This window comes from Vibrio sp. TRT 21S02, from assembly GCF_050113675.1.
Lineage (GTDB): Bacteria > Pseudomonadota > Gammaproteobacteria > Enterobacterales > Vibrionaceae > Vibrio.
Genome location: NZ_JBNJOI010000020.1, coordinates 13,937 through 38,350, shown reverse-complemented (window position 1 = coordinate 38,350; position 24,414 = coordinate 13,937). Strand labels below are relative to the sequence as shown.

Annotated in this window: 23 protein-coding genes; 18 read left to right on the top strand and 5 right to left on the bottom strand. The window is 45.3% G+C overall.

From position 1 onward, the window contains the following. Positions 1-30 precede the first annotated feature (30 nt). Together ACQEXU_RS19080 and ACQEXU_RS19075 are read left to right on the top strand one after the other, a co-directional pair. A complete protein-coding gene (locus ACQEXU_RS19080) occupies positions 31-858 on the top strand; it encodes a cupin domain-containing protein (RefSeq protein WP_427011931.1) in 828 nt (275 codons plus the stop codon). 87 nt (positions 859-945) lie between these two features. Then, on the top strand, positions 946-1,770 hold the full coding sequence (locus ACQEXU_RS19075) for an HDOD domain-containing protein (protein ID WP_367987649.1): 825 nt from the start codon (positions 946-948) through the stop codon (positions 1,768-1,770). Between the two features lie 5 nt (positions 1,771-1,775). Here ACQEXU_RS19075 and ACQEXU_RS19070 read toward each other — a convergent pair whose 3' ends face one another. Continuing rightward, entirely contained in the window at positions 1,776-2,681 is a 906-nt protein-coding gene (locus ACQEXU_RS19070; protein ID WP_427011930.1) for a DMT family transporter, read from the bottom strand. Between the two features lie 176 nt (positions 2,682-2,857). On the opposite strand from ACQEXU_RS19070, the gene rmuC reads away from it, so the two are divergent. The 7 genes from rmuC to tatC all read left to right on the top strand — a co-directional run bounded on the left by rmuC (position 2,858) and on the right by tatC (position 9,139). Continuing rightward, positions 2,858-4,372 carry a DNA recombination protein RmuC gene (gene rmuC / locus ACQEXU_RS19065; protein ID WP_427011929.1) on the top strand — a complete coding sequence of 505 codons (1,515 nt, stop codon included), beginning with the start codon at positions 2,858-2,860 and terminating at the stop codon, positions 4,370-4,372. 222 nt (positions 4,373-4,594) lie between these two features. Further along, positions 4,595-5,377 (top strand): bifunctional demethylmenaquinone methyltransferase/2-methoxy-6-polyprenyl-1,4-benzoquinol methylase UbiE, encoded by a 783-nt coding sequence (ubiE, locus tag ACQEXU_RS19060; RefSeq protein ID WP_427011928.1) that lies wholly within the window; start codon positions 4,595-4,597, stop codon positions 5,375-5,377. Between the two features lie 9 nt (positions 5,378-5,386). After that, a complete protein-coding gene (locus tag ACQEXU_RS19055) occupies positions 5,387-5,992 on the top strand; it encodes a ubiquinone biosynthesis accessory factor UbiJ (protein WP_427011927.1) in 606 nt (201 codons plus the stop codon). Beyond that, positions 5,989-7,626 (top strand): ubiquinone biosynthesis regulatory protein kinase UbiB, encoded by a 1,638-nt coding sequence (ubiB, locus tag ACQEXU_RS19050; RefSeq protein ID WP_427011926.1) that lies wholly within the window; start codon positions 5,989-5,991, stop codon positions 7,624-7,626. Before ACQEXU_RS19055 ends, ubiB begins: the two co-directional genes overlap by 4 nt. A 49-nt stretch (positions 7,627-7,675) precedes the next feature. After that, a complete protein-coding gene (tatA, locus tag ACQEXU_RS19045; protein ID WP_367987643.1) occupies positions 7,676-7,921 on the top strand; it encodes a Sec-independent protein translocase subunit TatA in 246 nt (81 codons plus the stop codon). A 3-nt stretch (positions 7,922-7,924) separates the two neighbouring features. Further along, positions 7,925-8,323: a Sec-independent protein translocase protein TatB gene (gene tatB, locus ACQEXU_RS19040; RefSeq protein ID WP_367987642.1), complete on the top strand. Its 399-nt coding sequence runs from the start codon at positions 7,925-7,927 to the stop codon at positions 8,321-8,323. Positions 8,324-8,389: 66 nt separating this feature from the next. Then, entirely contained in the window at positions 8,390-9,139 is a 750-nt protein-coding gene (gene tatC, locus ACQEXU_RS19035) for a twin-arginine translocase subunit TatC (protein WP_427011925.1), read from the top strand. 54 nt (positions 9,140-9,193) lie between these two features. Here tatC and ACQEXU_RS19030 read toward each other — a convergent pair whose 3' ends face one another. Further along, positions 9,194-9,955, bottom strand: a complete 762-nt coding sequence (locus ACQEXU_RS19030) for a TatD family hydrolase (protein ID WP_427011924.1) — start codon at positions 9,953-9,955, stop codon at positions 9,194-9,196. Positions 9,956-10,104: 149 nt separating this feature from the next. Between ACQEXU_RS19030 and hemB the strand changes: the two genes are divergently transcribed. From hemB to polA, 3 genes are all read left to right on the top strand, one after another. Beyond that, positions 10,105-11,151, top strand: coding sequence for a porphobilinogen synthase (gene hemB / locus ACQEXU_RS19025; RefSeq protein ID WP_427011923.1), 1,047 nt, complete (start codon positions 10,105-10,107; stop codon positions 11,149-11,151). A gap of 63 nt (positions 11,152-11,214) precedes the next feature. Next, positions 11,215-11,649 carry a GNAT family N-acetyltransferase gene (locus tag ACQEXU_RS19020; RefSeq protein WP_367987638.1) on the top strand — a complete coding sequence of 145 codons (435 nt, stop codon included), beginning with the start codon at positions 11,215-11,217 and terminating at the stop codon, positions 11,647-11,649. 680 nt (positions 11,650-12,329) lie between these two features. Then, complete coding sequence (gene polA / locus ACQEXU_RS19015; protein WP_427011922.1) at positions 12,330-15,125, top strand: DNA polymerase I; 2,796 nt, start codon at positions 12,330-12,332, stop codon at positions 15,123-15,125. Positions 15,126-15,836: 711 nt separating this feature from the next. Here the strand turns inward: polA and yihA are convergent. Next, positions 15,837-16,502 carry a ribosome biogenesis GTP-binding protein YihA/YsxC gene (gene yihA, locus ACQEXU_RS19010; protein ID WP_367987635.1) on the bottom strand — a complete coding sequence of 222 codons (666 nt, stop codon included), beginning with the start codon at positions 16,500-16,502 and terminating at the stop codon, positions 15,837-15,839. Positions 16,503-16,650: 148 nt separating this feature from the next. Here yihA and ACQEXU_RS19005 point away from each other — a divergent pair, with 148 nt between their 5' ends. The 5 genes from ACQEXU_RS19005 to hemN all read left to right on the top strand — a co-directional run bounded on the left by ACQEXU_RS19005 (position 16,651) and on the right by hemN (position 21,341). Next, positions 16,651-17,268 carry a c-type cytochrome gene (locus tag ACQEXU_RS19005; RefSeq protein ID WP_367987634.1) on the top strand — a complete coding sequence of 206 codons (618 nt, stop codon included), beginning with the start codon at positions 16,651-16,653 and terminating at the stop codon, positions 17,266-17,268. Between the two features lie 832 nt (positions 17,269-18,100). After that, on the top strand, positions 18,101-18,739 hold the full coding sequence (locus tag ACQEXU_RS19000; RefSeq protein WP_427011921.1) for a class I SAM-dependent methyltransferase: 639 nt from the start codon (positions 18,101-18,103) through the stop codon (positions 18,737-18,739). Continuing rightward, the gene (gene yihI / locus ACQEXU_RS18995; protein WP_427011920.1) at positions 18,739-19,293 is read left to right on the top strand and encodes a Der GTPase-activating protein YihI; all 555 of its coding nucleotides are present in this window, start codon (positions 18,739-18,741) and stop codon (positions 19,291-19,293) included. Before ACQEXU_RS19000 ends, yihI begins: the two co-directional genes overlap by 1 nt. 9 nt (positions 19,294-19,302) lie before the next feature. Beyond that, positions 19,303-19,791 (top strand): DUF2489 domain-containing protein, encoded by a 489-nt coding sequence (locus tag ACQEXU_RS18990; protein WP_367987631.1) that lies wholly within the window; start codon positions 19,303-19,305, stop codon positions 19,789-19,791. A 161-nt stretch (positions 19,792-19,952) separates the two neighbouring features. Beyond that, on the top strand, positions 19,953-21,341 hold the full coding sequence (gene hemN, locus ACQEXU_RS18985) for an oxygen-independent coproporphyrinogen III oxidase (RefSeq protein WP_367987630.1): 1,389 nt from the start codon (positions 19,953-19,955) through the stop codon (positions 21,339-21,341). Between the two features lie 61 nt (positions 21,342-21,402). On the opposite strand, the gene ilvY is transcribed toward hemN, so the two are convergent. Continuing rightward, the gene (gene ilvY / locus ACQEXU_RS18980) at positions 21,403-22,293 is read right to left on the bottom strand and encodes an HTH-type transcriptional activator IlvY (RefSeq protein WP_367987629.1); all 891 of its coding nucleotides are present in this window, start codon (positions 22,291-22,293) and stop codon (positions 21,403-21,405) included. A gap of 144 nt (positions 22,294-22,437) precedes the next feature. Between ilvY and ilvC the strand changes: the two genes are divergently transcribed. After that, positions 22,438-23,922 (top strand): ketol-acid reductoisomerase, encoded by a 1,485-nt coding sequence (gene ilvC, locus ACQEXU_RS18975; protein WP_427011919.1) that lies wholly within the window; start codon positions 22,438-22,440, stop codon positions 23,920-23,922. Positions 23,923-24,037: 115 nt separating this feature from the next. Here the strand turns inward: ilvC and ubiK are convergent, their stop codons facing one another. Further along, the gene (gene ubiK / locus ACQEXU_RS18970; protein ID WP_427011918.1) at positions 24,038-24,289 is read right to left on the bottom strand and encodes a ubiquinone biosynthesis accessory factor UbiK; all 252 of its coding nucleotides are present in this window, start codon (positions 24,287-24,289) and stop codon (positions 24,038-24,040) included. Positions 24,290-24,414: the final 125 nt, after the last annotated feature.

Here is a 24,414-nt window from a genome sequence, read left to right as displayed (position 1 = left end):
AAAACTGTGCTAATAGTACGAGGATCAAACATGGACTTGCTGTCACAACTGATTGAGCACTTCTCAATCCGGGCTGGTGTGTTTTACTCCGGTCACCTTTGTGGGGTGTCATCGATAAAGGAAGATAAGGCAACCAAAGGGCACCTTCATATTCTTAAGTCTGGCCAACTAACTTTGCGCGATGCTCACTCCAAACAGCTGACCATTGATCAGCCATGTGTGATCTACTTACCCAAAGCGAATCCACATGTGATTGAAGGGCTAGGTAAAGGAGCTGAGCTGGTGTGTGCTACGGTCGAATATCGTACCGGGCAAGTGAATCCATTGTTGTCAGCGTTGCCTTCTGTCATTGTGATCCCGTTAAGCGCCGCACCAAGCTTTTTGCCTGTGATAGATGTGCTGTTTTATGAGTCAGGTGAACAGGCGGCAGGAAGCCAATTTTTGATGGATAAGTTAAGTGATGCCATGATGGCGTTGATCTTCCGCCACCTGATCGAACAACAACAAATTTCAAATGGATTGTTTGCTGGGCTTGCGCATCCAAGGCTCGCGAACGTGATGGCCGCTATCCATCAGTTGCCTCCGCAAGCACATACGATTGAGGAGCTAGCCGAGATAGCATTGATGTCTCGTACCCATTTCATTGACAGCTTTAAACAGACGGTTGGAGAAACTCCCGGTGACTATAGCCAGAAATGGCGTATCACTGTTGCCCAATCTATGTTGATGCAGAAAAAACCATTAAATTGGGTTGCAGATGAAGTGGGATACGACAGCTATTCGGGTTTTTCTCGGGCATTTCGCAAGGTTACGGGGATCGCTCCGCGAAAATGGTTAAAGCAAAAGCGTCTCTCTTAGGGATAAAAATGGCGTCAGTTCAGTCGCTCTCTTAATGAATTTCTGTCCTATATTAAAGATGGACGGATTGAGTTTTAGGAGTGCTGTATGAGCTACGAAGTGCTGATTTCACGGATTAATGAGTTGCCAAGAATAGAAAGCGTATTACAAGAGCTGTTAGAAATGGTGAACCGAGAAACCATTGATTTCGGTGAGTTAGCACGCAAAATGTCGATGGATCAAGTGTTGTCAGCACGGGTGTTAAGGATGGCAAATTCCGCGCAATTCGGCGGGGTAAAAGGCGTATCCAACATCAATGATGCGATTGTTCGAGTGGGTGCGGGGGCGATCCGTACCTTGGTTTCCTCATCCATTTTAGCCACCACTTTTCCTAAGCTGGAAACCTTAAATGTAAAAGATTACTGGGCCAATACTTTCGAAATTGCCACCATTGCCAGTGTGATTGCCAAACACGTAAAACTTGATCCGAATGAAACCTTTACCACAGGGGTGCTGCACAACATTGGTGAGTTGATGATCCATTCTTTAGTGCCTGATAAAGCGCAGGAAATGACCGATCGGATTGAGGCAGGAGAAGATCCAACGAAAGTGCAGCGCGAATTACTGGCTACCGATGCGCAGCAACTCGGGGCGGTATTGGCTGAAACTTGGAAATTTCCGGCTGAAATGGTGGATGCGATTGCCAATATCAATCATCCGGGAAAGGCCGTGGACTCAAAACGGTTAGCTTGTGTGCTGTATTTAGCGCGAGATATCCATCGGCGCTGGGACTATATGTTAAGCAGTGAAGAAAAGCAGCGTTACCTCAAAGAACAGCCAGCAGCCAAAGCACTGCAACTCGCCCCTGAACTGGACAGCATCATTGATGAAGTTCGGGGACAAGGCAGTGAGCTGGCTTATCAATTGTTCTGAATATGTTAAACGCTTTGTTTGTTAAGATCTTTTTTGCCAAATTTGATCTGCTGGATCACAAGGCCTGCAATGATTAAAACTAGGCCAACTAAAGTTGTAGGGTGGATTTTCTCACCAATAATGGTGGCCAGCAAGATGAGTGAAATAAATGGCGAGGCGAAGATTAAGTTACTGATACGTGCCGTATTTTGAGTCGCTTTGAGTGCCGATAGCCACAATACAAAGGTTACGCCCATCTCAAATAAGCCAACATAAGTAACGGCTAGCCAGCCTTTGTTGGTGATCTGTTGCCAAGGCGCTCCCTCATACAGTGCGAGGCCAAATGCAAAAGGCAGCGCAACCAGAAAACCTAATAACACACCGACAATGGGATCGGCTTGGTTTTTGGTGTTAAGAATCCAATAGCCAGCCCAAAGCAGGGTAGACAAGAGAGCAAGAGCGACACCGGTTGGGCTATCAAATTGCAGGCCAAGAATGTCGCCTTTGGTCGCGATCACCACCACGCCAAAATAACTTAATGAGCAAGCCACCCAATCTTGTTTACGGATCTTTTGACCAAGAAATACAGCAGCCATCAGCGTCAGGGTAATTGCCCAACTGTAGTTAATCGCTTGTGCTTGGGAAGCTGGCAAGAGATCGTAGGCCTTAAACAAAATAAGGTAGTAAGCGAGCGGGTTGATTAAACCAAGTAATAGGTAATACCAAGGATTGGAAAGAAATGTGCTAGCAAGCTGCGACAGCTTACCTTGTACGCCACATATCAGGCTCAAAACCAGTGCAGAAACCAAACTGGCGACAGTGAGCATTTGAATTGGCGTGAATTCTGCCAATGTGAGTTTAAAAGCGGTCGCGACGGTTGACCAAAGCAGGACTGCGGCTAGGCCGAATCCTAAAGCACGGCGCTCATTCATGATATTTCCTTGTGACAGCACTGAGTTGCGCAGAATGGCTAAAGTGGCTGTATGTAATAACAAATAGGTGTGCAGCGCTTAGTCTATCTGTTGATCAAATGTGCGACAAACTGGACATTTATCCAGTATCGAAATACCATTAAATGTAAGTCTTAAAAACAGGTTAAACCGTTATCATGCAATGGATTATCGAGCATCAGGGCATCATTTTTTCTGCGTTAAGTGGGGCAATTGTGAGTGCCATCGGTGCAAGCTGGTGGATGAAGCAAAAAATGTTGCTACAAAGTCAGTTACTTGAGCAGCAAATACACGCTGAACAACAACTGCATCAAACACAGACCGATCAACTGCAACGTGAACTCAATGATGCGCAGCAGGAACTGGATGAGCTCGATAGCGAACGTGATAAAGCCGCCTATGAGCTTAAACAGTCGCACGGTAAGTTAATGGCTGTTATGGAAAAACTGCGTTATTTCGAAGCAGTGAAACAGGAGCGACAACAATACGCTCAAGACTTAGAGCGGGTGCGTGAGCAGAAATCTCAGTTAGAAGCACAGCTGCGCGAACAAGAAGCACGTCATGAGCAGCAGCTTCAATCGAGTGAAGAAAAGCTGCAATTGTTGGAACATGCAGAGGTGCGGCTCAAACAGCAATTTGAACATCTTGCTAACCAGTTATTTGAAACCAAAACCGCCAAAGTGGATCAACAAAACCGCCAAAGTTTAGAGGGGTTACTTGGGCCGCTAAAAATGCAGTTGGAAGGGTTTAAAAAACAAGTAAACGACAGCTTCAGTCAGGAAGCCAAAGAGCGCCACACCTTAGTTCATGAGCTGAAAAACCTGCAACGGCTGAATGAGCAGATGACACAAGAAGCGGTAAATCTGACTCTGGCGCTCAAAGGGGATAACAAACAGCAAGGCAACTGGGGCGAAGTGGTTCTGGCCCGTGTGCTTGCGGAATCAGGGTTGCGTGAAGGGCATGAATATCAAACCCAAGTGAGTTTGCAAAATGAAGCCGGTAAACGATATCAGCCAGATGTGATCGTACATCTACCGCAAAACAAACAGGTGGTGGTGGACTCAAAAATGGCGCTCGTTGCTTATGAGCGCTACTTTAATGCTGAAAATGACAGAGAACGAGAACAAGCATTAAGTGAGCACTTACTTGCGTTAAGGGCACATATTAAAGGATTAAGTCAAAAAGATTACCACCAACTTAAAGGCATTCAGAGTCTCGATTATGTCTTGATGTTTATTCCGGTAGAGCCTGCATTTCAAGTGGCGATTCAAGCAGATCCAAGCCTAGTGAAAGAGGCAATGGAGCAAAACATCATTTTAGTCAGCCCGACGACGTTACTGGTGGCGCTGCGTACCATCGACAATTTATGGCGCAATGAGCGACAAAACCAGAATGCGCAGATCATCGCTGAGCGTGCAAGTAAGCTGTATGACAAGTTACGTTTGTTTGTGGATGATATGGAAAGCTTGGGTGGAGCACTTGATCGTGCCAATCAAAACTATCAGGGTGCGATGAATAAACTGGCAACAGGCCGAGGCAATGTTATCCGCCAAGCGGAAAGTTTTAAGCAGCTTGGTGTAGAAGTGAAGCGCCCAATCTCGACCAATTTGGCTGAATTGGCGCAAAGTGGTGACGCTGAAGCAACGCAGACAATGTTAGAGTCAGACGTATAACATCGTTCTTTAATTGATGAATAAAAACGTTATCCAACTGTGTTTGGGTAACGTTTTTTTATCTGCACCATTTGGTTGCACAATCGTAACGAAGTTTGATGGATAATTAAGAGCTTGAGAAAGACATCGCTCTGCGGATAAAGTAAACTAATCGCCCGCAGTATCTGGGTCGTATCATTGTATATCGAATTTGGTGACCATACTGCTCGAAGAGGAATCAACATGACGGAAACAAGCGTGCAATCAATCAACGCAGCAGAGCATAACGAAACCACACATTTTGGTTTTACAACCGTAGCGAAAGACGAAAAAGTCGCAAAAGTTGCTGAGGTATTTCACTCAGTCGCTGCGAAATACGACATTATGAATGACCTAATGTCTGGCGGTATTCATCGACTTTGGAAGCGTTTTACCATTGATTGCAGTGGTGCACGTCCGGGACAGCGCATTTTAGACTTGGGTGGCGGTACTGGTGATTTGACAGCGAAGTTCTCTCGTATCGTCGGTGATAAAGGCCATGTCATTTTGGCTGACATCAATAACTCGATGCTAAACGTTGGTCGAGATAAGCTGCGTGATACGGGGATTGTCGGTAACGTCCATTATGTGCAGGCGAACGCTGAAGAGCTGCCTTTTCCAGATGATTACTTTGATGCGATTACCATCAGTTTTTGTCTTCGTAACGTGACCGACAAAGACAAAGCGCTGCGTTCGATGTATCGCGTACTCAAACCAGGCGGTCGCCTGTTGGTGCTTGAGTTCTCCAAGCCGATGCTAGAGCCATTGTCCAAAGTGTATGACGCGTACTCATTCCATCTACTGCCAAAAATGGGTGAGCTGGTGGCAAATGATGCGGAAAGTTACCGTTACCTTGCTGAGTCTATCCGTATGCACCCAGATCAAGAAACCTTAAAAGGGATGATGGATGAAGCCGGTTTTGAACAGACCAGCTACTACAATCTAACAGGTGGCATTGTTGCATTGCACCGTGGTTACAAATTCTAAGGAAACGTCATGCCTTTTGAACCTCTTGTCACCGCGGTTATTGAAACAACACTGAATACCTTGATCAAAGACGACCCTGAATTGGGTCGTCGTTTGTCTCGTCTAAAAGGTCAGGTGATCCAGATCCATCTCAAAGAAGTGGATAAAACTCTGACCTTTATCTTCAGTCAGCAAATTGATGTGTTGGCGAATTATGAAGGTGAGCCTGACTGCTATTTGTCACTGAACCTGTCTGTGTTGCCAGAGCTACGTGATCAATCCAACATCACCAAACTGATCAAACAAGACAAAGTGGTGCTGGAAGGCGATATTCAACTGGCGCAAAAATTCTCGCAACTCATGACCGATTGCAAGCCCGATATTGAAGAGTGGCTATCGCGTCTAACGGGTGATGTTGTCGCGCATACCTTGGTCCAAGGTGTTAACAATGTGGGGCAGTTCGCTAAATCACGTTTTACCAAACACCAGAACCACTTAGCACAAGTGATCACTGAAGAGTGGAAACTGGTACCAGCGCCACTTGAAGTCGCGTACTTCTGTGATCAAGTGGATGAAGTGAAAAGTCAGGCGGCACGCATTGAAGCGCAGTTGCAGCGCCTGCTGGAGAAAGCATGACCCCAACAGAGTTAAAGCGTCTCTATCACATTATCAAAGTTCAGCTTGAATATGGGCTGGATGAGTTGTTGCCGAGTGAGCATCAATTGACTAAAGCGCCATTGCTGGCTCGTAAGTCACTATTCTGGATTAAGAATAAGCATCCAGAGAAACCACTGGGTGAGCGTCTACGTCTGGCTTTACAAGAGTTAGGCCCGGTGTGGATTAAGTTTGGCCAGATGATGTCGACGCGCCGTGATTTATTTCCACCGCATATCGCTGACCCATTGGCAATGCTGCAAGATCAAGTCTCTTCTTTTGACGGTGAACTGGCTCGCGAGCAAATAGAAATCGCATTAGGTGGTAATTTAGGCCAATGGTTTGTGGATTTCGACAGTGTGCCACTCGCCTCGGCTTCCATTGCCCAGGTGCATACGGCAAGGCTGAAAGAGACTAACCAAGAAGTGGTATTAAAGGTCATTCGGCCAGATATTCGCCCGGTCATTGATGCAGATCTAAAACTGATGTATCGCATGGCGCGTATAGTCGCCAAAGCGTTGCCTGAAGCACGTCGTTTAAAACCTGTTGAAGTGGTGCGTGAATACGAAAAAACACTGCTAGATGAACTGGATTTACGTCGTGAGGCTGCCAATGCAATTCAGCTGCGCCGCAACTTTGAAGGCAGTGAAGAGCTGTATGTGCCAGAAGTCTATCCGGACTACAGTAATGAAACTGTCATGGTTTCTGAGCGAATATACGGTATTCAGGTCTCAGACATCGAAGGGCTGAAAGCCAACGGCACCAACATGAAGCTATTGGCTGAACGCGGTGTGAGTGTGTTCTTTACTCAGGTATTCCGTGACAGTTTTTTCCATGCGGACATGCATCCGGGGAATGTGTTTGTAAAGCCTGAGCATCCAGAGAACCCTCAGTGGATTGGTCTCGATTGTGGCATTGTTGGTACGTTGAACAACGAAGACAAGCGTTATTTAGCGGAAAACTTTCTTGCTTTTTTCAATCGTGATTATCGTCGTGTGGCAGAATTGCATGTTGAATCTGGTTGGGTTCCACGTGAAACCAATATTGATGAATTTGAATTCGCCATTCGCATTGTGTGTGAGCCAATATTCGCCAAACCACTGTGTGAAATTTCGTTTGGTCATGTATTGCTGAACTTGTTCAACACTGCAAGACGTTTCCATATGGAAGTGCAGCCTCAGCTGGTCTTGTTGCAAAAAACCTTGTTGTACGTGGAAGGTTTAGGGCGTCAGCTTTATCCACAATTGGATTTGTGGGCAACGGCGAAACCATTCCTAGAAACGTGGATGATGAATCAGGTCGGGCCGCAGGCGGTGATTAATGCGGTGAAAGACCGTGCGCCATTCTGGGCTGAAAAACTGCCAGAACTACCAGAGCTGCTTTATGACAGCTTAAGGCAGGGTAAAGCGATGAATCAACGTATTGATCAGCTTTATCATGGTTACCGTGCTAGCAAGCGTCAGCAGGCGACCGGAAGATTTTTATTTGGCGTTGGCGCCACATTGGTCGTATGCTCGGCCATACTGGTGAATAACGCTTATGAGCAGCTGTCATTGTTGAGTGCCGCAGGTGGTGTCACATTTTGGCTGTTTAGTTGGCGAGCTTATCGTCGTTAGACGTTAAACTCTTTAGATAATTTGTTTAATAAGACCCGAGGTAAAAAGAATGGGTGGTATTAGTATTTGGCAACTTTTGATTATTGCTGTCATTGTCGTTCTGCTGTTTGGTACAAAGAAACTTCGCAACATTGGTGGCGATCTAGGTAGTGCAGTCAAAGGCTTCAAGAAAGCGATGAACGATGAAGATGCGTCAAAGAAAGATGAAAAAGACGCAGATTTCGAACCAAAAAATCTAGAGCAGCAGAAAACAGAAGCGACTGCTGAAACTAAGAAAGACAAAGAGCAGGCGTAACACGTGTTTGATATCGGTTTTTGGGAACTGGTATTAATATCTGTCGTTGGGCTGGTGGTTCTTGGGCCGGAGCGTTTGCCACATGCAATTCGCAGCGTGTCTCGATTTGTCAGTGCAGCTAAAAGCATGGCAAATAATGTGAAAGATGAAATTTCACATGAGCTTAAGGTTCAGGAACTACAGGAAAATCTGCGCAAGGCGGAAAAAATGGGGATGGAAGATCTGTCTCCAGAGTTGAAGTCTTCCGTTGAACAGCTTAAGCAGGCAGCTCAGGATGTACAGCGTCCTTACGAAAGTAAGCCTGAAGAGACGCCTAAACCGGTTGAGCCAAAGCAAGATAACGTTGAGTCTATCTCGACAGCGCAACCTTCTGAGTCTGTGGCAGATAAGAAAGCCGAATAGTCTCTCCCTGTATAGGAGCTGCATTAACATGCGGCTCCTGTTGATCTATGCATTACGAGGTTTGATATGTCTTCTGTAGAGCAGACACAACCTTTAATCAGTCATTTATTAGAATTACGTAATCGACTGTTAAAAGCGCTACTAGCGGTGCTTGTGGTGTTTGTTGGTTTGATTTATTTCTCCAGCGACATCTATGAGTTTATCTCGAAGCCATTAGTAGAAAGGTTGCCAGAAGGGGCAACCATGATCGCGACGGATGTCGCATCGCCTTTCTTCACCCCGTTAAAATTGACTCTGATCGCGTCGGTGTTTGTCGCCGTTCCGATGATCCTATATCAGGTGTGGGCATTTGTGGCTCCGGGGCTGTATAAGCACGAGCGCAAGCTGATCATGCCATTGATGTTTTCCAGCTCGTTGCTGTTTTACTGTGGTGTCGCCTTTGCTTATTTCGTGGTGTTTCCGTTAGTGTTTGGCTTCTTTACCGCGATTTCACTAGGTGGTGTGGAATTCGCAACGGACATTTCGAGTTATCTCGATTTTGTGTTGGCTCTATTCCTTGCATTTGGTATCGCATTTGAAGTGCCGGTAGCGATCATTCTGTTGTGTTGGACTGGTGCAACAGATCCGCAAAGTCTGCGAGAAAAGCGCCCTTACATTGTGGTGATTGCGTTTATCGTCGGTATGTTACTCACGCCTCCGGATATGATTTCCCAAACCTTACTCGCCATACCAATGTGTTTGCTGTTTGAGGTTGGTTTGTTCTTTGCGCGTTTCTATGTTCGCAAAGAGGATGAAGAAACCGAAGCGGAAGAGTAATAAAAAATGGATTAAAAAAGGTTGGCCTGAGCCAACCTTTTTTGTGTCTGTTAGTTAGAGCTGGAATAAGCGTTTCGCGTTATTGGTCGTGAGGTTATCCACTTCTGACGTTGTGAGCTCACGCAATTCAGCAACGCGCTGTGCCACTAATTGGGTGTAAGCTGGCTCGTTGCGTTTGCCTCGATGGGGCACTGGCGCAAGATAAGGGCAATCCGTTTCTAAGATGACATAGTCCATATCCAGATGTGGGATCACTTTGTCCATACCGCCATTTTTAAAAGTGGATACTCCGCCAAGCCCTAAGTGAAAACCTAAGTCATTAATTGCTTTTGCTTCTTCAACGCTGCCGCCAAAGCAGTGAAAGACCCCAGCGAGTGAACCGTCCTGCTCTTGCTTGAGTAAAGCTAGGGTTTCTTCAATTGAATCCCGTGTGTGGATCACCACAGGGAGCTTCATTTCTTTTGCCCAATTGAGCTGAGTGACAAACGCCATCTCCTGTTCAGCGCGAAATGTCTTGTCCCAATACAAATCAATGCCAATTTCTCCGACTGCGATGAAATTGTGTTTCTCAAACCAGCTATGAATAGTCGCTAAGGTTTGTTTTACGTTGGCATCGACGTAGCAAGGGTGCAAGCCCATCATAGAGCGGCATATTGTTGGATAACGCGCCTCAGTTGCGAGCATAGGTTCAATGGAGTCCAGATCAATGTTTGGTAACAGAATGGTATCCACACCTTGTTCTAGCGCACGTTGCACGACGTCGTCGCGATCGTTATCAAACTCTGTGGCGTATATATGGGCGTGGGTATCGATCATGGTGGTTCCTTGCTAACGTGTGTTGGAACATGAGTATACGGCAGTGTGAGCATGAGGTCATTTTTTGGATTTTGTTCGATTGCCGCTAGCGTCTCGAAACGAGAGTGATATGATTTCGCCAGCACTTTCACCAGATGAAGGAGAATAGAGTGTCAGTTTCCATTCAAGGCCAATTCCCAGGTCGCCGTATGCGTCGTCTGCGCAAACATGATTTTAGTCGCCGTCTGATGGCAGAAAACCAGCTTTCAGTGAATGACTTGATTTACCCGATGTTTATTTTAATGGGTAAGGACCGTCGTGAGCAGGTGGAGTCAATGCCGGGTATTGAACGTCTGTCTATTGATCTGATGTTGGAAGAAGCGCAGTACCTAGCCAACTTAGGTGTGCCTGCGATTGCTCTGTTCCCTGTGGTGAACCAAGACGCAAAAAGCCTTTGCGCTGCAGAAGCGTATAACCCAGAAGGTTTGGTGCAACGTGCGGTTCGAGCATTGAAAGAGCATGTGCCACAAATGGGTGTGATCACCGATGTTGCCCTTGACCCGTTTACCACACATGGCCAAGACGGCATCATCGATGACGAAGGTTACGTATTGAATGATGAAACCACCGCAGTGTTGATCAAACAGGCGCTTTCTCATGCTGAAGCGGGCGCAGATGTGGTAGCACCATCCGACATGATGGATGGCCGAATTGGTGCCATTCGCCAAGCATTGGAAGAAGCAGGGCACATCAATACACAAATCATGGCGTATTCAGCCAAGTATGCTTCATGCTACTACGGCCCATTCCGTGATGCTGTCGGATCTGCTTCAAACCTAAAAGGCGGCAACAAAAAGAACTATCAGATGGATCCGGCCAATAGTGATGAAGCCATACATGAAGTGGCAATGGACGTGAATGAAGGTGCGGATATGGTGATGGTCAAGCCGGGCATGCCATACCTTGACGTCGTTCGCCGTGTAAAATCTGAACTTCAAGTACCAACTTTTGCTTATCAGGTGTCAGGTGAATATGCGATGCATAAGGCTGCCTTTGCGAATGGCTGGTTACAAGAGCGTGCAACGGTGTTGGAGTCCTTACTGTGTTTCAAACGCGCAGGGGCAGATGGCATTCTGACCTACTTTGCTAAAGATGTGGCTGAGTGGTTAGCAGAAGAAAATGCGCAAGCAGCTCAATTCTTAAATGATGATGCTTAAAGTGTAAAGACTACGTATAAAGGCTAGCATCGCGCTGGCCTTTTTTATTTGAGGTAGAGAGTGATGAGTATTACCTGTCGTATCGGTACGCTGGAAGAGTGTGTTGCTGTAGTTGAACAAGTGGATGAGTTTGTAAGGAAAGAAACCGTAGCAAGCTTGCAAGCGCGTCTTGATGGCAAGACACACCTTGTTTTGGTAGCAGAAGAGCAGGGGCAGCTACTGGGTTTTAAGATCGGCTACCAATTGGATGAAGAGACGTTCTACAGCTGGTTTGGTGGCGTTGCTCCGGCTGCAAGAAATAAAGGCATTGCGCAGTTGCTGCTGGATGAACAAGAAAGTAGCTTGCGTAAGCAAGGCTATCAAGCCGTAAAAGTGAAATCGCGCAATCAATTTCCAGCAATGCTTAGATTATTGTTGAGAAACTCTTATCTGATTGAAAAATTTGAAGAAAAGGAACCATTGCTAGAATCTCGCATTCATTTTGTGAAGCAACTTTAAGCTGATGAAAAAAATAAATGAGATTTTTTCTCATTTAGGTGTTGACGAGCTAAATGAGAATGATTACTATTAATCTCGTCTTAGGGAATGAGTAAAGTTCACAGGGACGTTGATTAACCGCTTAACTTCAGTGTTGAAAGGTCATGAAACATTACTCGAAGAACTTGCACGAATTCTTTTTGACACGACATTGCTCACATTGCTTCCAGTGTAATTTATAGCTTTATGGCAAAGCAGAATATTCACCAGAATTAGCTTTGACCCCTTTTTGCTAGGCGACATCATTCGATGTCGCTTTTTTTATGCCTGATCGTTTGCGCAAACACCCGGTTGCACAAAAGGACACCAATAGTCTTTTCCACAATAGAAGATCGTTAAAAGATCTCGCCATCAATGATCGATCTTTGTTTATCCTCTTTTTAATCAAGTGCTTATGTTCAATATTTAATGGTTTTCTACCTTTTGTATAACCAGTGGATAAAAACTATAAACAGAGTTATCCACAGACGACTAGGCGGCTGTGGAAGGCATATGAATCAGGAGGAATGAGTCAAAACTTAAATAGTATAGACACGATATCGCAACTGTGTGGGTGTATTCACGCATTAACATGGCATCACTTTGCTAGACGTGGCATGCTAAGCACCTATTTTTGCATTTGCTTTGGACAATGAAAGACTATGGCTCGCATTCCAGATAATCCTCTGATCCTGATTGATGGATCGTCTTACCTTTATCGTGCATTCCACGCTTACCCAGGCACCATGAGTAACGGCGACATTCCGACCAACGCTGTCTATGGTGTGGTAAACATGCTGCGTAGCATGATGCGTCAGTTTTCCTCTGACCGTATTGCTGTCGTGTTTGATGCCAAAGGAAAGACGTTCCGTGATGATATGTATCCGGAATACAAAGCCAATCGTCCACCGATGCCAGATGATCTGCGTTGCCAGATTGAACCACTACACAACGTTATCCGTGCAATGGGGCTACCTTTGATTTCCATTGCAGGCGTTGAAGCCGATGATGTGATCGGGACACTTGCACATCAAGCGTCACAAGCAGGCATACCTGTTCTTATCAGTACGGGTGATAAAGATATGGCTCAGCTGGTGGACGAAAATGTCACACTGATCAACACCATGACCAATGTGGTGTTGGATCGTGAAGGGGTGATTGAAAAGTTTGGTATCCCACCAGAACTGATCATCGATTACTTGGCGCTGATGGGCGATAAAGTGGATAACATCCCTGGTGTCCCTGGCGTTGGTGACAAGACCGCAACCGCTTTATTACAAGGGATTGGTGGTCTGGATAAGTTGTATGACAACCTTGATGATATTGCACCGCTTGGTTTCCGTGGTTCGAAAACCATGGCGAAGAAGCTGATCGAACATAAAGAAAATGCAGAGCTGTCCTATGAACTGGCGACCATTAAGCTTGATGTTGAACTCGAAGAAACACCAGAATCCCTTCTAAAAGCAGAACCAAACAAAGACGAACTGATTAAACTTTACGGTCAGTTAGTGTTCAAGTCATGGCTCAATGAGCTATTAGATGGCGGTAACGGCGTAGTAGAGGCGGATGAAAAATCGGGCGCTGCAACGGGTGCTGCGAAAGCATCAAGTGGCGCAGATATGGACATTTCAGCAGTGACTATCGATCGCAGTAAGTATGAAACTATTCTGGATGAAGCGAGCTTTACCGCGTGGCTAGAGAAGCTAAAAACCGCAGAAGTCTTCGCCTTTGATACAGAAACTGACAGCCTCGATTACATGGTTGCCAACTTAGTGGGCTTGTCATTTGCAACAGAAGAAGGCGTTGCAGCTTATGTACCAGTGGCGCACGACTACTTAGATGCTCCAGAACAACTTGACCGTGACTGGGTGCTTGAGCAACTCAAGCCGATTCTTGAAGATGATACTCAGGCGAAAGTCGGTCAAAACCTCAAATACGATGCCAGTGTGTTAGCTCGCTATGGGATCGATATGAAAGGCATTCAGCATGACACCATGTTGGCTTCTTACGTCTATAACAGCGTTGGTGGCAAGCACGATATGGATAGCTTGGCGCTGCGTTTCTTGCAACACAGCTGCATCTCTTTTGAGCAGATCGCCGGTAAGGGTAAGAACCAACTGACCTTTAACCAAATTGAGCTGGATGAAGCATCGCCATATGCGGCGGAAGATGCCGATGTGACATTGCGCCTGCATCACCGTTTATTTGCTAACTTAGAACAAGATGGAAAGCTTAAGGCGATTTACCAAGATATCGAAGTTCCATTAGTGCCAGTACTGTCGCGCATTGAGCGTACTGGGGTGTTGATTGATGACATGAAGCTGGCGGCGCAGTCGCAAGAGATCGCCCAACGACTCGATGAGCTCGAGAAAGAAGCGTTTGAGATCGCTGAGCAAGAGTTCAATATGAATTCACCAAAGCAGCTGCAAGCGATCCTATTTGAAAAAATGGGACTGCCAGTGATCAAGAAAACCCCTTCGGGTACCCCTTCGACCAATGAAGAAGTGCTGCAAGAGCTGGCGTTGGATTACCCGCTACCGAAACGCATTCTGGAATACCGTGGCTTGGCAAAGCTGAAATCAACCTATACCGATAAGCTGCCTAAAATGATCAACCCAGAAACGGGTCGAGTGCATACCTCTTACCACCAAGCGGTCACTGCAACAGGTCGTTTGTCTTCTACTGATCCAAACTTACAAAATATTCCAATTCGTAATGAAGAAGGCCGCCGTATTCGTCAGGCATTTATTGCTCCGCATGGCTATAAAATTATGGCTGTCGATTACTCTCAGATTGAACTGCGTATTATGGCGCACTTGTCTGGGGATAAAGCGCTATTAGAAGCTTTCCAACAAGGTAAAGATATCCATGCTGCAACAGCGGCTGAAATCATGGGTGTTAGCATCGAACAGGTGAGTGCTGAGCAGCGACGTCGTGCGAAAGCGGTGAACTTTGGTCTGATTTACGGCATGAGTGCGTTTGGCTTAGCCAAACAATTGGGCATTCCACGTGGTGAAGCACAAGACTACATGAACAAGTACTTTGAACGTTATCCTGGTGTCATGCAGTACATGGAAGACACCCGCAGTGCGGCAGCTGAGCAAGGGTACGTTGAAACGATTTTTGGTCGTCGTTTACACCTTCCTGAAATCAAATCACGTAATGGCATGCGTCGTAAAGCGGCAGAGCGTGCGGCTATCAACGCACCCATGCAGGGAACGGCGGCCGACATTATTAAGAAAGCGATGTTGCTTGTTGATGAATGGATTCAAAAAGAAGGCGACGGCCGCGTTAAATTACTGATGCAAGTACACGATGAACTGGTATTTGAAGTTCAAGAGTCAGCTTTAGCCGAAATTGAAACAAAAGTACAAGAATTGATGGAGTCTGCAGCGCAGTTAGATGTGCCTTTGATCGCTGAAGCAGGGCATGGAGAAAACTGGGATCAGGCTCATTAGACACTTTTTACTCAATAATGACTGATTTTCATGAGCCAGCGCACAAACGCTGGCTTTTTTTTGTTCTTAAAAAAGATAGCGAAAACAAATATTTTATGTAGCTTAATGAAACATACCTGAAAAAAAATTACAAAAATAGTTTCCATTTCTGACCAATTGTTGTACATTAATCGACGTAGGGTACAGAGGTAAGATGTTCTATCTTTCAGACCTTTTGTTTCACGTTATTGGATTAGGCTGATTCAGCCGCCCCAGTCAGTATTTGACTGGGGCGTTTTTTATTGGGCGAAAGAAAAGTTTAACTTTATGTATTGCCTAACTTTTTCACCGCTTCTTTTGTCTATCTGTTTTCACTATTTCTTCACGCTTATTCCATCACGGTGACCGCTTTTAGCTAGTGATATCTAATTGTAAGCAAAACCAATTTTGTAATTCTCTATCGTTCACACTTTTGTTATTTCAAGAAGTGAAGTAACGACGAATTTATCCATTGATGTAATTTAAGTTATTGAAGTAAAAGGTTATCTATGTCTGTTTGATAGGTTGTATTGTCGTGTGGCTCTGGTTGCAAACAAAAGCGCATTGGTGAATGCTTATCGACATAATAATAATTACCTCCTATTTCTCTCCCGTTTCCCCGCCTAGAAATTTTATATGTGAGAGACAAAAAAGCCCTGCACTGGGCAGGGCTGATGATTTATTACAGGATATTTACTCTTGTTCGTCGTCAGCTTGTTGCTCTTCAACGATTTCTTCCGTAAGCGTCATCGCAAGTGCTGGAGCGAACCATTCGTCGAGCTTATTGCGCAGTACATCAACACCAAGCCCTTTCAAAGACGAGAAAGCAGCAACATTAACATCGCCACCAAAAGCGAGTGCTGATTCACGAATTTTTAACACTTGAGCTTTGCGAGCGCCACTTTTTAGCTTATCCGCTTTGGTGAGCAAGACTTGAACGGGAATACCACTATCGACGGCCCAGTAAATCAGCTGCTGGTCGAGATCCTTCATTGGATGGCGAATATCCATTAGGACCACCAACCCCTTTAGGCATTGGCGCTTTTGCAGGTATTCACCGAGAGATTTTTGCCATTTTTTCTTCATTTCTAGTGGCACTTGTGCGAAGCCATATCCAGGAAGATCGACGATATGGCAGCCTTCTGTCACTTTAAACAGGTTAATAAGCTGAGTTCGGCCGGGTGTCTTGGATGTCTTTGCTAAGCTCTTTTGGTTCGTCAGTCGGTTAAGAGAGCTAGACTTACCCGCATTGGAGCGTCCCGCGAACGCAACTTCGATACCTTCATCCTCTGGCAAGTGACGAATATCAGGTGCACTAGTGATGAAATGAGTGTTTTGATAATGAATTTTTACGCTCACTGTTAACTCCATCTCGACTTTGTGTAGTCGATTGATTACTTTTTTGTGAAATTGTGTAAAATAACCGTGCTCGGCATAAGGTCGCCTATTGTACCATGAGTGGCAACGCAGAGTGGTACCGGAAGCTTGATAATTATAATGGAATGTCATGAAGAAATTAGCGCTAATCTTTACACTATTAGCCAGCTGCTCTGTATGGGCCCAAGGCAGTATTGAAGCTGGTAAAGCAAAATCCCAAACGTGTGTTGCCTGCCATGGTGCTGACGGCAACAGTCAACTCGCTATGTATCCTAGTTTAGCTGGTCAGCATGCTAAATATATTGAGAAGCAGCTGAAAGATCTGAAATTAGGGATGACCAGTGGCGGTAAACAAGGTCGTTATGATCCTGTGATGAGTGGTATGGCTATGCCACTGTCAGAAGAGGACATGGCGGATCTGGCAGCGTATTACGCATCTTTGCCTCTTGCGCATAACACCACACCTGAAAATGTGGTTGAACGAGGTAAAGTGCTGTACAGCGCTGGTGATATGGAACGTGGTCTGACAGCATGTATCGCGTGTCATGGCCCACGTGGTGATGGTACTGAGCTCTCAGGTTTCCCGAAAATTTCTGGTCAGCATGCTGACTACATCAAAGCTCAGCTACTCAAATTCCGTGATGGTTCTCGTAACAATGATATGAATGCAATGATGCGTGATATCGCGAAGAAACTGACCGACGACGATATTGAAACACTGTCGAAATACGTTGGTGGCCTGCACTAAGTTTTCTTATTCGTTCGAGCAATGTTGTATTGAAAAAGCCTCGGTATTTCACCGAGGCTTTTTCTTTTTAAGCAAAACCTAATGGTACTTTGCGGTCAAAGTCACACTTAAAAATTCATTGAATGGGTCTAACTGTCTATTCACTTTGTAAGAGATCGCCCATTCGTTCGCAATAAACTTTCCGTACAGAAAGAAGTAACTATTTGAAATGAATGGAAATGCGTTTGCTGTTGATAAAATAAACACAAATTATTTGCTCGATAGGTTGTTTGTCAGTGCTGAAGCGGTAAAGTGAACACATCGGCAAGGAGCTGAACAAGGAATAGCAGGCCAAGGTGGCTTCCAAGGATGCAAGCAAAGGATGCTTGAATGTGGAACGCATGGAGGTTTGGTTAGCAGGATGCGAACCCGATACGGATGGTCACATTGTCTGATGGTTTAGACAGCGTAATGGAGCAGGCTAAGGATTAGCCCAGTAAACAGGACGTCATTAGGAAAGCCAAAATTCATCAGGACGATGGAAAACGACACCTTTTTGGCAGGGAAAGCTTGAAAAACAAAAGGATTATTGGGGTACACATGTGTGTACAACACAGTTTCGCCTGATAAAGGCATTTAGAAAGCGATGGGGATTTCCCATCGCTTTTTTTATTGGTTCATCCCTCTAGAACCAGTGCTCTGCTGCCATCAATTACTGTCTCCTTGCTATCTTCTCCACGAAATTCCTTCCGGTTTACGAATTTTTTCATGAATCGATGATTAATTGCACAATAGTGCTCCACTCTAAGGTCAGTTTCTGGTATGTTTCGCATCCCTGTTTGAGGATGTCTGTATGCATACATGCCCTTTATGTCGAGCGCAGGAGTCGCAGTTCTATTTTGAAGATAAACATCGTGAGTATCTTCAGTGTCAGTGTTGTGAACTGGTGTTCGTCAATCCAAGTCAACGGTTAGATGCAAAGGCGGAAAAAGCGCACTATGATCTGCATGAAAATGATCCCAGTGACCTAGGCTATCGCCGTTTTCTGTCCCGGATTGCTGATCCGCTGATTCAGCGCATTGCAGCCAACTCTCATGGGTTAGATTTTGGTTGTGGTCCTGGGCCAACACTCTCTTTGATGTTGCAAGAGCAGGGACACAACGTCGCGTTGTACGATATTTACTACCACCCTGATACCAGTGTGTTAGAAACAACGTATGACTTTATGACTGCTACCGAGGTGATAGAACATCTCTATCAACCTGATATCGTGTGGCAGCAATGGTTAAATTTAGTTAAGCCAGGTGGCTGGATTGGTCTGATGACCAAAATGGTCATAGATGTAGAGGCATTTGCTCGTTGGCATTACAAAAATGACTTAACTCACGTGGTCTTTTTTAGCCGCGCTACATTTGAATATCTGGCAGAGCGGGATCAGCTCGAGCTTGAATTTATTGGTAAAGATGTAATTTTACTGAGGAAGGCCCAGTAATGAGTCGTTCAAAGAAAAACCGATCAGGTGGCAATGGTGACCTGATTGTTGTACGTAACCGCACCCAATCTGATGTGGAAGGTCGTTTACGGAAGAAAGATAAAAAGCGCAAAGGTTTGAAAACGGGTACCCGTAACTCGGAAGCTAAAGCGCAAAAAGAATTGCAAGCCAAGCAAAAGCGCGATCCGCGCTTGGGCAGCAAAAAGAAAATTCCACTGATCGTTGAGACAGTGAAAAAACCAAGCAAAGCTGAGCGCCGTGTATCGGCTGAGAAAGAGCTGGAAATGCTGGAAAATGACGCTCAGTTGAACGTGTTGCTTGATCGCTTAGATAACGGTGAAAGCTTAGGTTCTGGCTTACAAAAATACGTTGATGAGAAACTCAATCGCATTGAAGTGTTGATGAAACAGCTGGGTATCTATGAAGAGCCAGAAGAAGAGCTGGAAGAGGGTGACGTGGTTGAGGCGCCAAAAGCTAAGGCCAAAAAAATAGCCTCTGATGATGATCTTCTTTCCCAGTTTGAAGATCTCGATCTGAACGATTTTAAAGGGTAACGAGCCGCCATGAATGTAACCTTATTAGCCATTGCTGGTGGAGCCATCATTATTGGCTTGGCATCGTATGCAGGTTACCTTCTGCTCCAGCTTAAGAAGCAAAAGGAATTGCAGTTGCAGCACCAAAAGCTGGCAATCGACAAGCGCAATGCCAACATTTTTGAGAATGTTCAAGTGTTGTGTCTGGCCGGTATTCAAGGGCAATGTGACTTATCAGAAATCAGCATTCGTGTTTACTGCATCATGGATTATGTTCAAGGTGAAGAGCGCGTTGATTTTGATAAGCAATATCCGGCTATTTCTGAGCTGTACCATATCGTAAAAGATATGGAGCGAGGCGATGAGCGCCAAGCATTAGCCAAGAAAGAGCGCATGCAACAAAACTTAACTCGTCATAAAGCAGAGTCTCGTCTGCAAGAGGCCATCATTGAAGAACTTCAGCAATTAAAGCAGCAAGTTCAGCCTCTGAACAATCAGATCAACATCCAAATGCTTTAATTCAGCTTGATCACTGGTATTTGATGCCAGTGATCGAGTTATCAGTTCTGAACATTTATACTTAAAAAGCTTTTTCCATGCCGACGTGTACAGACACGGTGTGGCAAAATAGCCGTTCATAATTAGTATTGAACTTAATCAGTCGTAAACGGAAAAGTACCATGTCGCAGCAAGTCGTCGCTAGTCAGCAAATCGTATGGGATCAAGCCATGCTTGATAAGTACAACTACTCTGGTCCTCGCTACACCTCATACCCGACAGCGGTGGAGTTCCATGAAGCGTTCACGGTTGCCGATTACGATATGGCTTGCACGTCATATCCAGAGCGCCCACTGTCTCTTTATATTCATATCCCGTTCTGTCATAAGCTTTGTTACTACTGTGGTTGTAATAAAGTCATTACCCGTCATGCACATAAAGCAGACGAGTACCTTGATGTTTTAGAACAAGAAATCCGCACACGAGCCGCTTTGCTGCAAGGGCGTCGTGTGACCCAACTGCATTTTGGTGGTGGCACGCCTACCTTCTTATCTGAAGAGCAGATCAGCCGCATTATGGCGATACTGCGTGGCGAATTCTTTTTTGAAGAGACCGCTGAGATCAGCATTGAAGTGGACCCACGTGAAATCGAACTGGACATGCTGGATCACCTGCGTGGTGAGGGCTTTAACCGTCTGAGTATTGGTGTTCAGGACTTTAATAAAGAAGTGCAGCAGTTGGTTAACCGTGAGCAAGATGAAGATTTCATTATTGCGATGGTGGCTCGCGCTAAAGAGCTGGGGTTCCGCTCGACTAACCTTGATTTGATTTACGGCTTGCCAAAACAGACCAAAGCTTCATTTGCTGAAACCTTAGATCAGGTTTTGAAGATGCAACCGGGTCGCTTATCTGTCTTTAACTACGCGCATATGCCTCAGCTTTTTGCAGCGCAGCGTAAGATTAAAGACGAAGATTTGCCTATCGCTGAAGAGAAAATGGCGATCCTACAATACACCATTGCGACATTGACGGATGCGGGCTACCAGTTCATCGGTATGGACCATTTTGCTCAGCCAGATGATGAGCTTGCCATTGCTCAGCGCAGTGGCATTTTGCACCGAAATTTCCAAGGTTATACGACGCAAGGTGAATGTGACTTGGTTGGATTCGGTGTGTCGGCGATTTCGATGATTGGTGATGCTTATGCACAAAACCAAAAAGAGTTGAAAAAGTACTATGCTCAGGTGAATGAGCAACGTCACGCTTTATGGAAAGGGGTATCACTCGATAGTGATGACTTACTTCGACGTGAAGTGATCAAGCAGTTGATTTGTAATTTTAAACTGGATAAAACTCAGATTGAACGCGAATTTAAGGTCGAGTTTAACCACTACTTCAAGCAAGACTTGGAATTACTGCAAACTTTTATCAATGACCAACTGGTTGAAGTGGATGAGAGTGAAATTCGTGTCACTCTGCGCGGGCGCTTGCTGATCCGCAATATCTGTATGTGCTTTGATAAGTACCTGCGAGACAAAGCACGCCAGCAACAATTTTCTCGAGTGATTTAAGCCCAATTTTCCAACTTAAAAAAGCCACGCATCGCATGGCTTTTTTTATATTTTGGGTCACTTATGGCGCGATAAACTTACTTTGGGCAACTTGCCATAGCGCTCGAATGAGTGGGTTATCCAGTTGTGAGCGTTTGCAGCATACCCCCAGCTTAAATGGTTCAATGGAGGCAACTTTGAGTCGTTCAATTTTATCTCTGACTGGACTGTTATTGATCACCACATCTGGCGCAATACCGACTCCGCAGCCAAGAGCTACCATACTGACGATCGCCTCATGACCAGAGACTTGTGCGTATATATTGGGTTTGATTTTCATGGTTTTAAACCAGGTATTGGCGCGTTCTCTTGCCGTACCCGCTTCAGGGACGATAAAAGGAATGGTACTCCAGTTAGGTTGTTCTGCATGCAGTTGTTCGGCAAAGTTGCTGATACCACTGGGGGCGATGACCGAAAGTGGGATTTCACTGATGGTTTCAAATTCAATTCGAGCGGGCAGCTGATCGGGCAAGGCTGAGATAGCGATGTCTGCTTGGTCGGACAGCACTTTTTCTATGGCTTGTGCGGGGTCTCCCGTTGACAGCTTAAACTCAATATAAGGATGTTGAAGTCGAAATTCAGAGAGCAGCTCAGGCAGGTGGCTATAACTGGCCGTGACAGAGCAAAACAATCGGATCTCACCTTTTAATTCCTGCTCATGACCTTGAAGTAGCGCATTGTAGTTTTGCCATTCGCCAAGGATTTTCATCGCCACTGGCAGCAGTTTTTTGGCTGCAGGGGTTAGCTCTACGCTGCGGTTATCACGTAAAAACAAAACCTGATGGGTTTCAGCCTCCAGTTTTTGGATTTGACGGCTTAGCGCAGAAGGGCTGATGTGCATGGTTGATGCGGTGCGGGCAAAGCTTTTACTTTCACACAAATGAATGAATAACTGCAGGCTCTTAATGTTCATCAATAGGTCATATCCGTGTTGCAAAAATTGCAATAAGTAATTGTGAATATATCACTTTAAGCAACCGAATGTCTGTTTTAGTATCAAGTCATTCGATAGTGACATATCGACCTAACGGAAAAATTCTTAAAGGAGCGCCCCACAATGGCTAACTATTTCAATACATTAAACCTTCGTCAGCAACTAGACCAACTGGGTCGTTGTCGTTTTATGGACCGCAGTGAATTCGCAACAGAAGCGGATTACCTGAAAGGTAAGAAAGTGGTTATCGTGGGTTGTGGTGCTCAGGGCCTTAACCAAGGTCTGAACATGCGTGATTCAGGTTTGGATGTTGCGTATGCACTTCGTCAAGCAGCGATCGACGAGCAGCGTCAATCTTACAAAAACGCAAAAGAGAACGGTTTTGAAGTTGGCAGCTATGAAACGCTAATTCCTCAAGCTGACCTAGTTGTAAACCTTACGCCAGACAAACAACACACTAACGTGGTTGAAACCGTAATGCCGCTAATGAAAGAAGGTGCAGCACTGGGTTACTCGCACGGTTTTAACGTGGTTGAAGAAGGCATGCAAATCCGCAAAGACCTAACGGTTGTGATGGTTGCACCTAAGTGTCCGGGTACAGAAGTTCGTGAAGAATACAAACGTGGCTTTGGTGTTCCGACTCTGATTGCTGTTCACCCAGAAAACGATCCAAAAGGTGAAGGTTGGGATATCGCTAAAGCATGGGCGGCAGGTACAGGTGGTCACCGTGCTGGCTGTCTAGAGTCTTCTTTTGTTGCTGAGGTTAAGTCTGACCTTATGGGTGAGCAAACTATCCTTTGTGGCATGCTGCAAGCGGGTTCTATCGTATGTTACGAGAAGATGGTTGCAGACGGTATTGACCCAGGCTACGCAGGTAAACTGTTGCAATACGGTTGGGAAACCATCACTGAAGCACTGAAGTTTGGTGGCATCACTCATATGATGGATCGCCTATCTAACCCAGCAAAAATTAAAGCGTTTGAGCTTTCTGAAGAGCTAAAAGAGCTGATGCGTCCGCTTTACAACAAGCACATGGATGACATCATCACTGGCCACTTCTCTAGCACTATGATGGCTGACTGGGCGAACGATGACGCAAACCTACTTGGCTGGCGTGCAGAAACGGGTGAGACGGCATTTGAAAACTACCCAGAAACGAATGCAGAGATCACTGAGCAAGAGTACTTTGATAACGGTATCCTAATGGTTGCGATGGTTCGTGCTGGTGTTGAATTGGCATTTGAAGCGATGACAGCATCGGGCATCATTGATGAGTCGGCTTACTACGAGTCTCTACACGAGCTACCATTGATTGCAAACACCATTGCACGTAAGCGTCTATACGAGATGAACGTGGTGATCTCTGACACGGCCGAATACGGTAACTACCTATTTGCGAACGTTGCAACACCGCTACTGCGTGAGAAGTTCATGCCATCTGTTGCAACAGATGTGATTGGTAAAGGCTTAGGTGAGTCTTCTAACCAAGTGGACAACGCAACACTGATTGCTGTGAACGATACAATTCGTAACCACCCAGTTGAGTACATCGGCGAAGAGCTACGCTCATACATGAGCGACATGAAAAGAATTGCCGTTGGCGGTTAATTAAAGAACCTCAGACAGACTGGGGTCAATAAATACAAAAGAAAACACAACATCTAAATAAAAGGCTTACTCCAATGGGGTAAGCCTTTTTCTTTGGTATTAATTAAAGTCTCTGTTATTTGTCAGCCAGCTTGGTTTCCAGATCTGCCAGTTTAGCTTCCATTTCATTCAGCTTTTGGCGAGTGCGCAACAGGACTTGTGTTTGCACATCAAACTCTTCGCGGCTAACAACGTCTAATTTGTTTAATTGACCTTGAATTACCTGACGAACTTTTTGGTCTACATCAGCGCCAAGCTCTTTAACAGGGGCTGGCATTGAGTCATGAATTTGTTTAGCGATTTGCTCTAGTTTCTTTGGGTCAAACATGATGACTAAAACTCCTTTCGATTTGTCTACATTCTATGTAATTGATACGGGAAAGTCGCTACTTGAAGAGCAAAAAAGAGACGCATTGCCATCTTAACGGTATTAAAAAAGGCCACCGAAGTGGC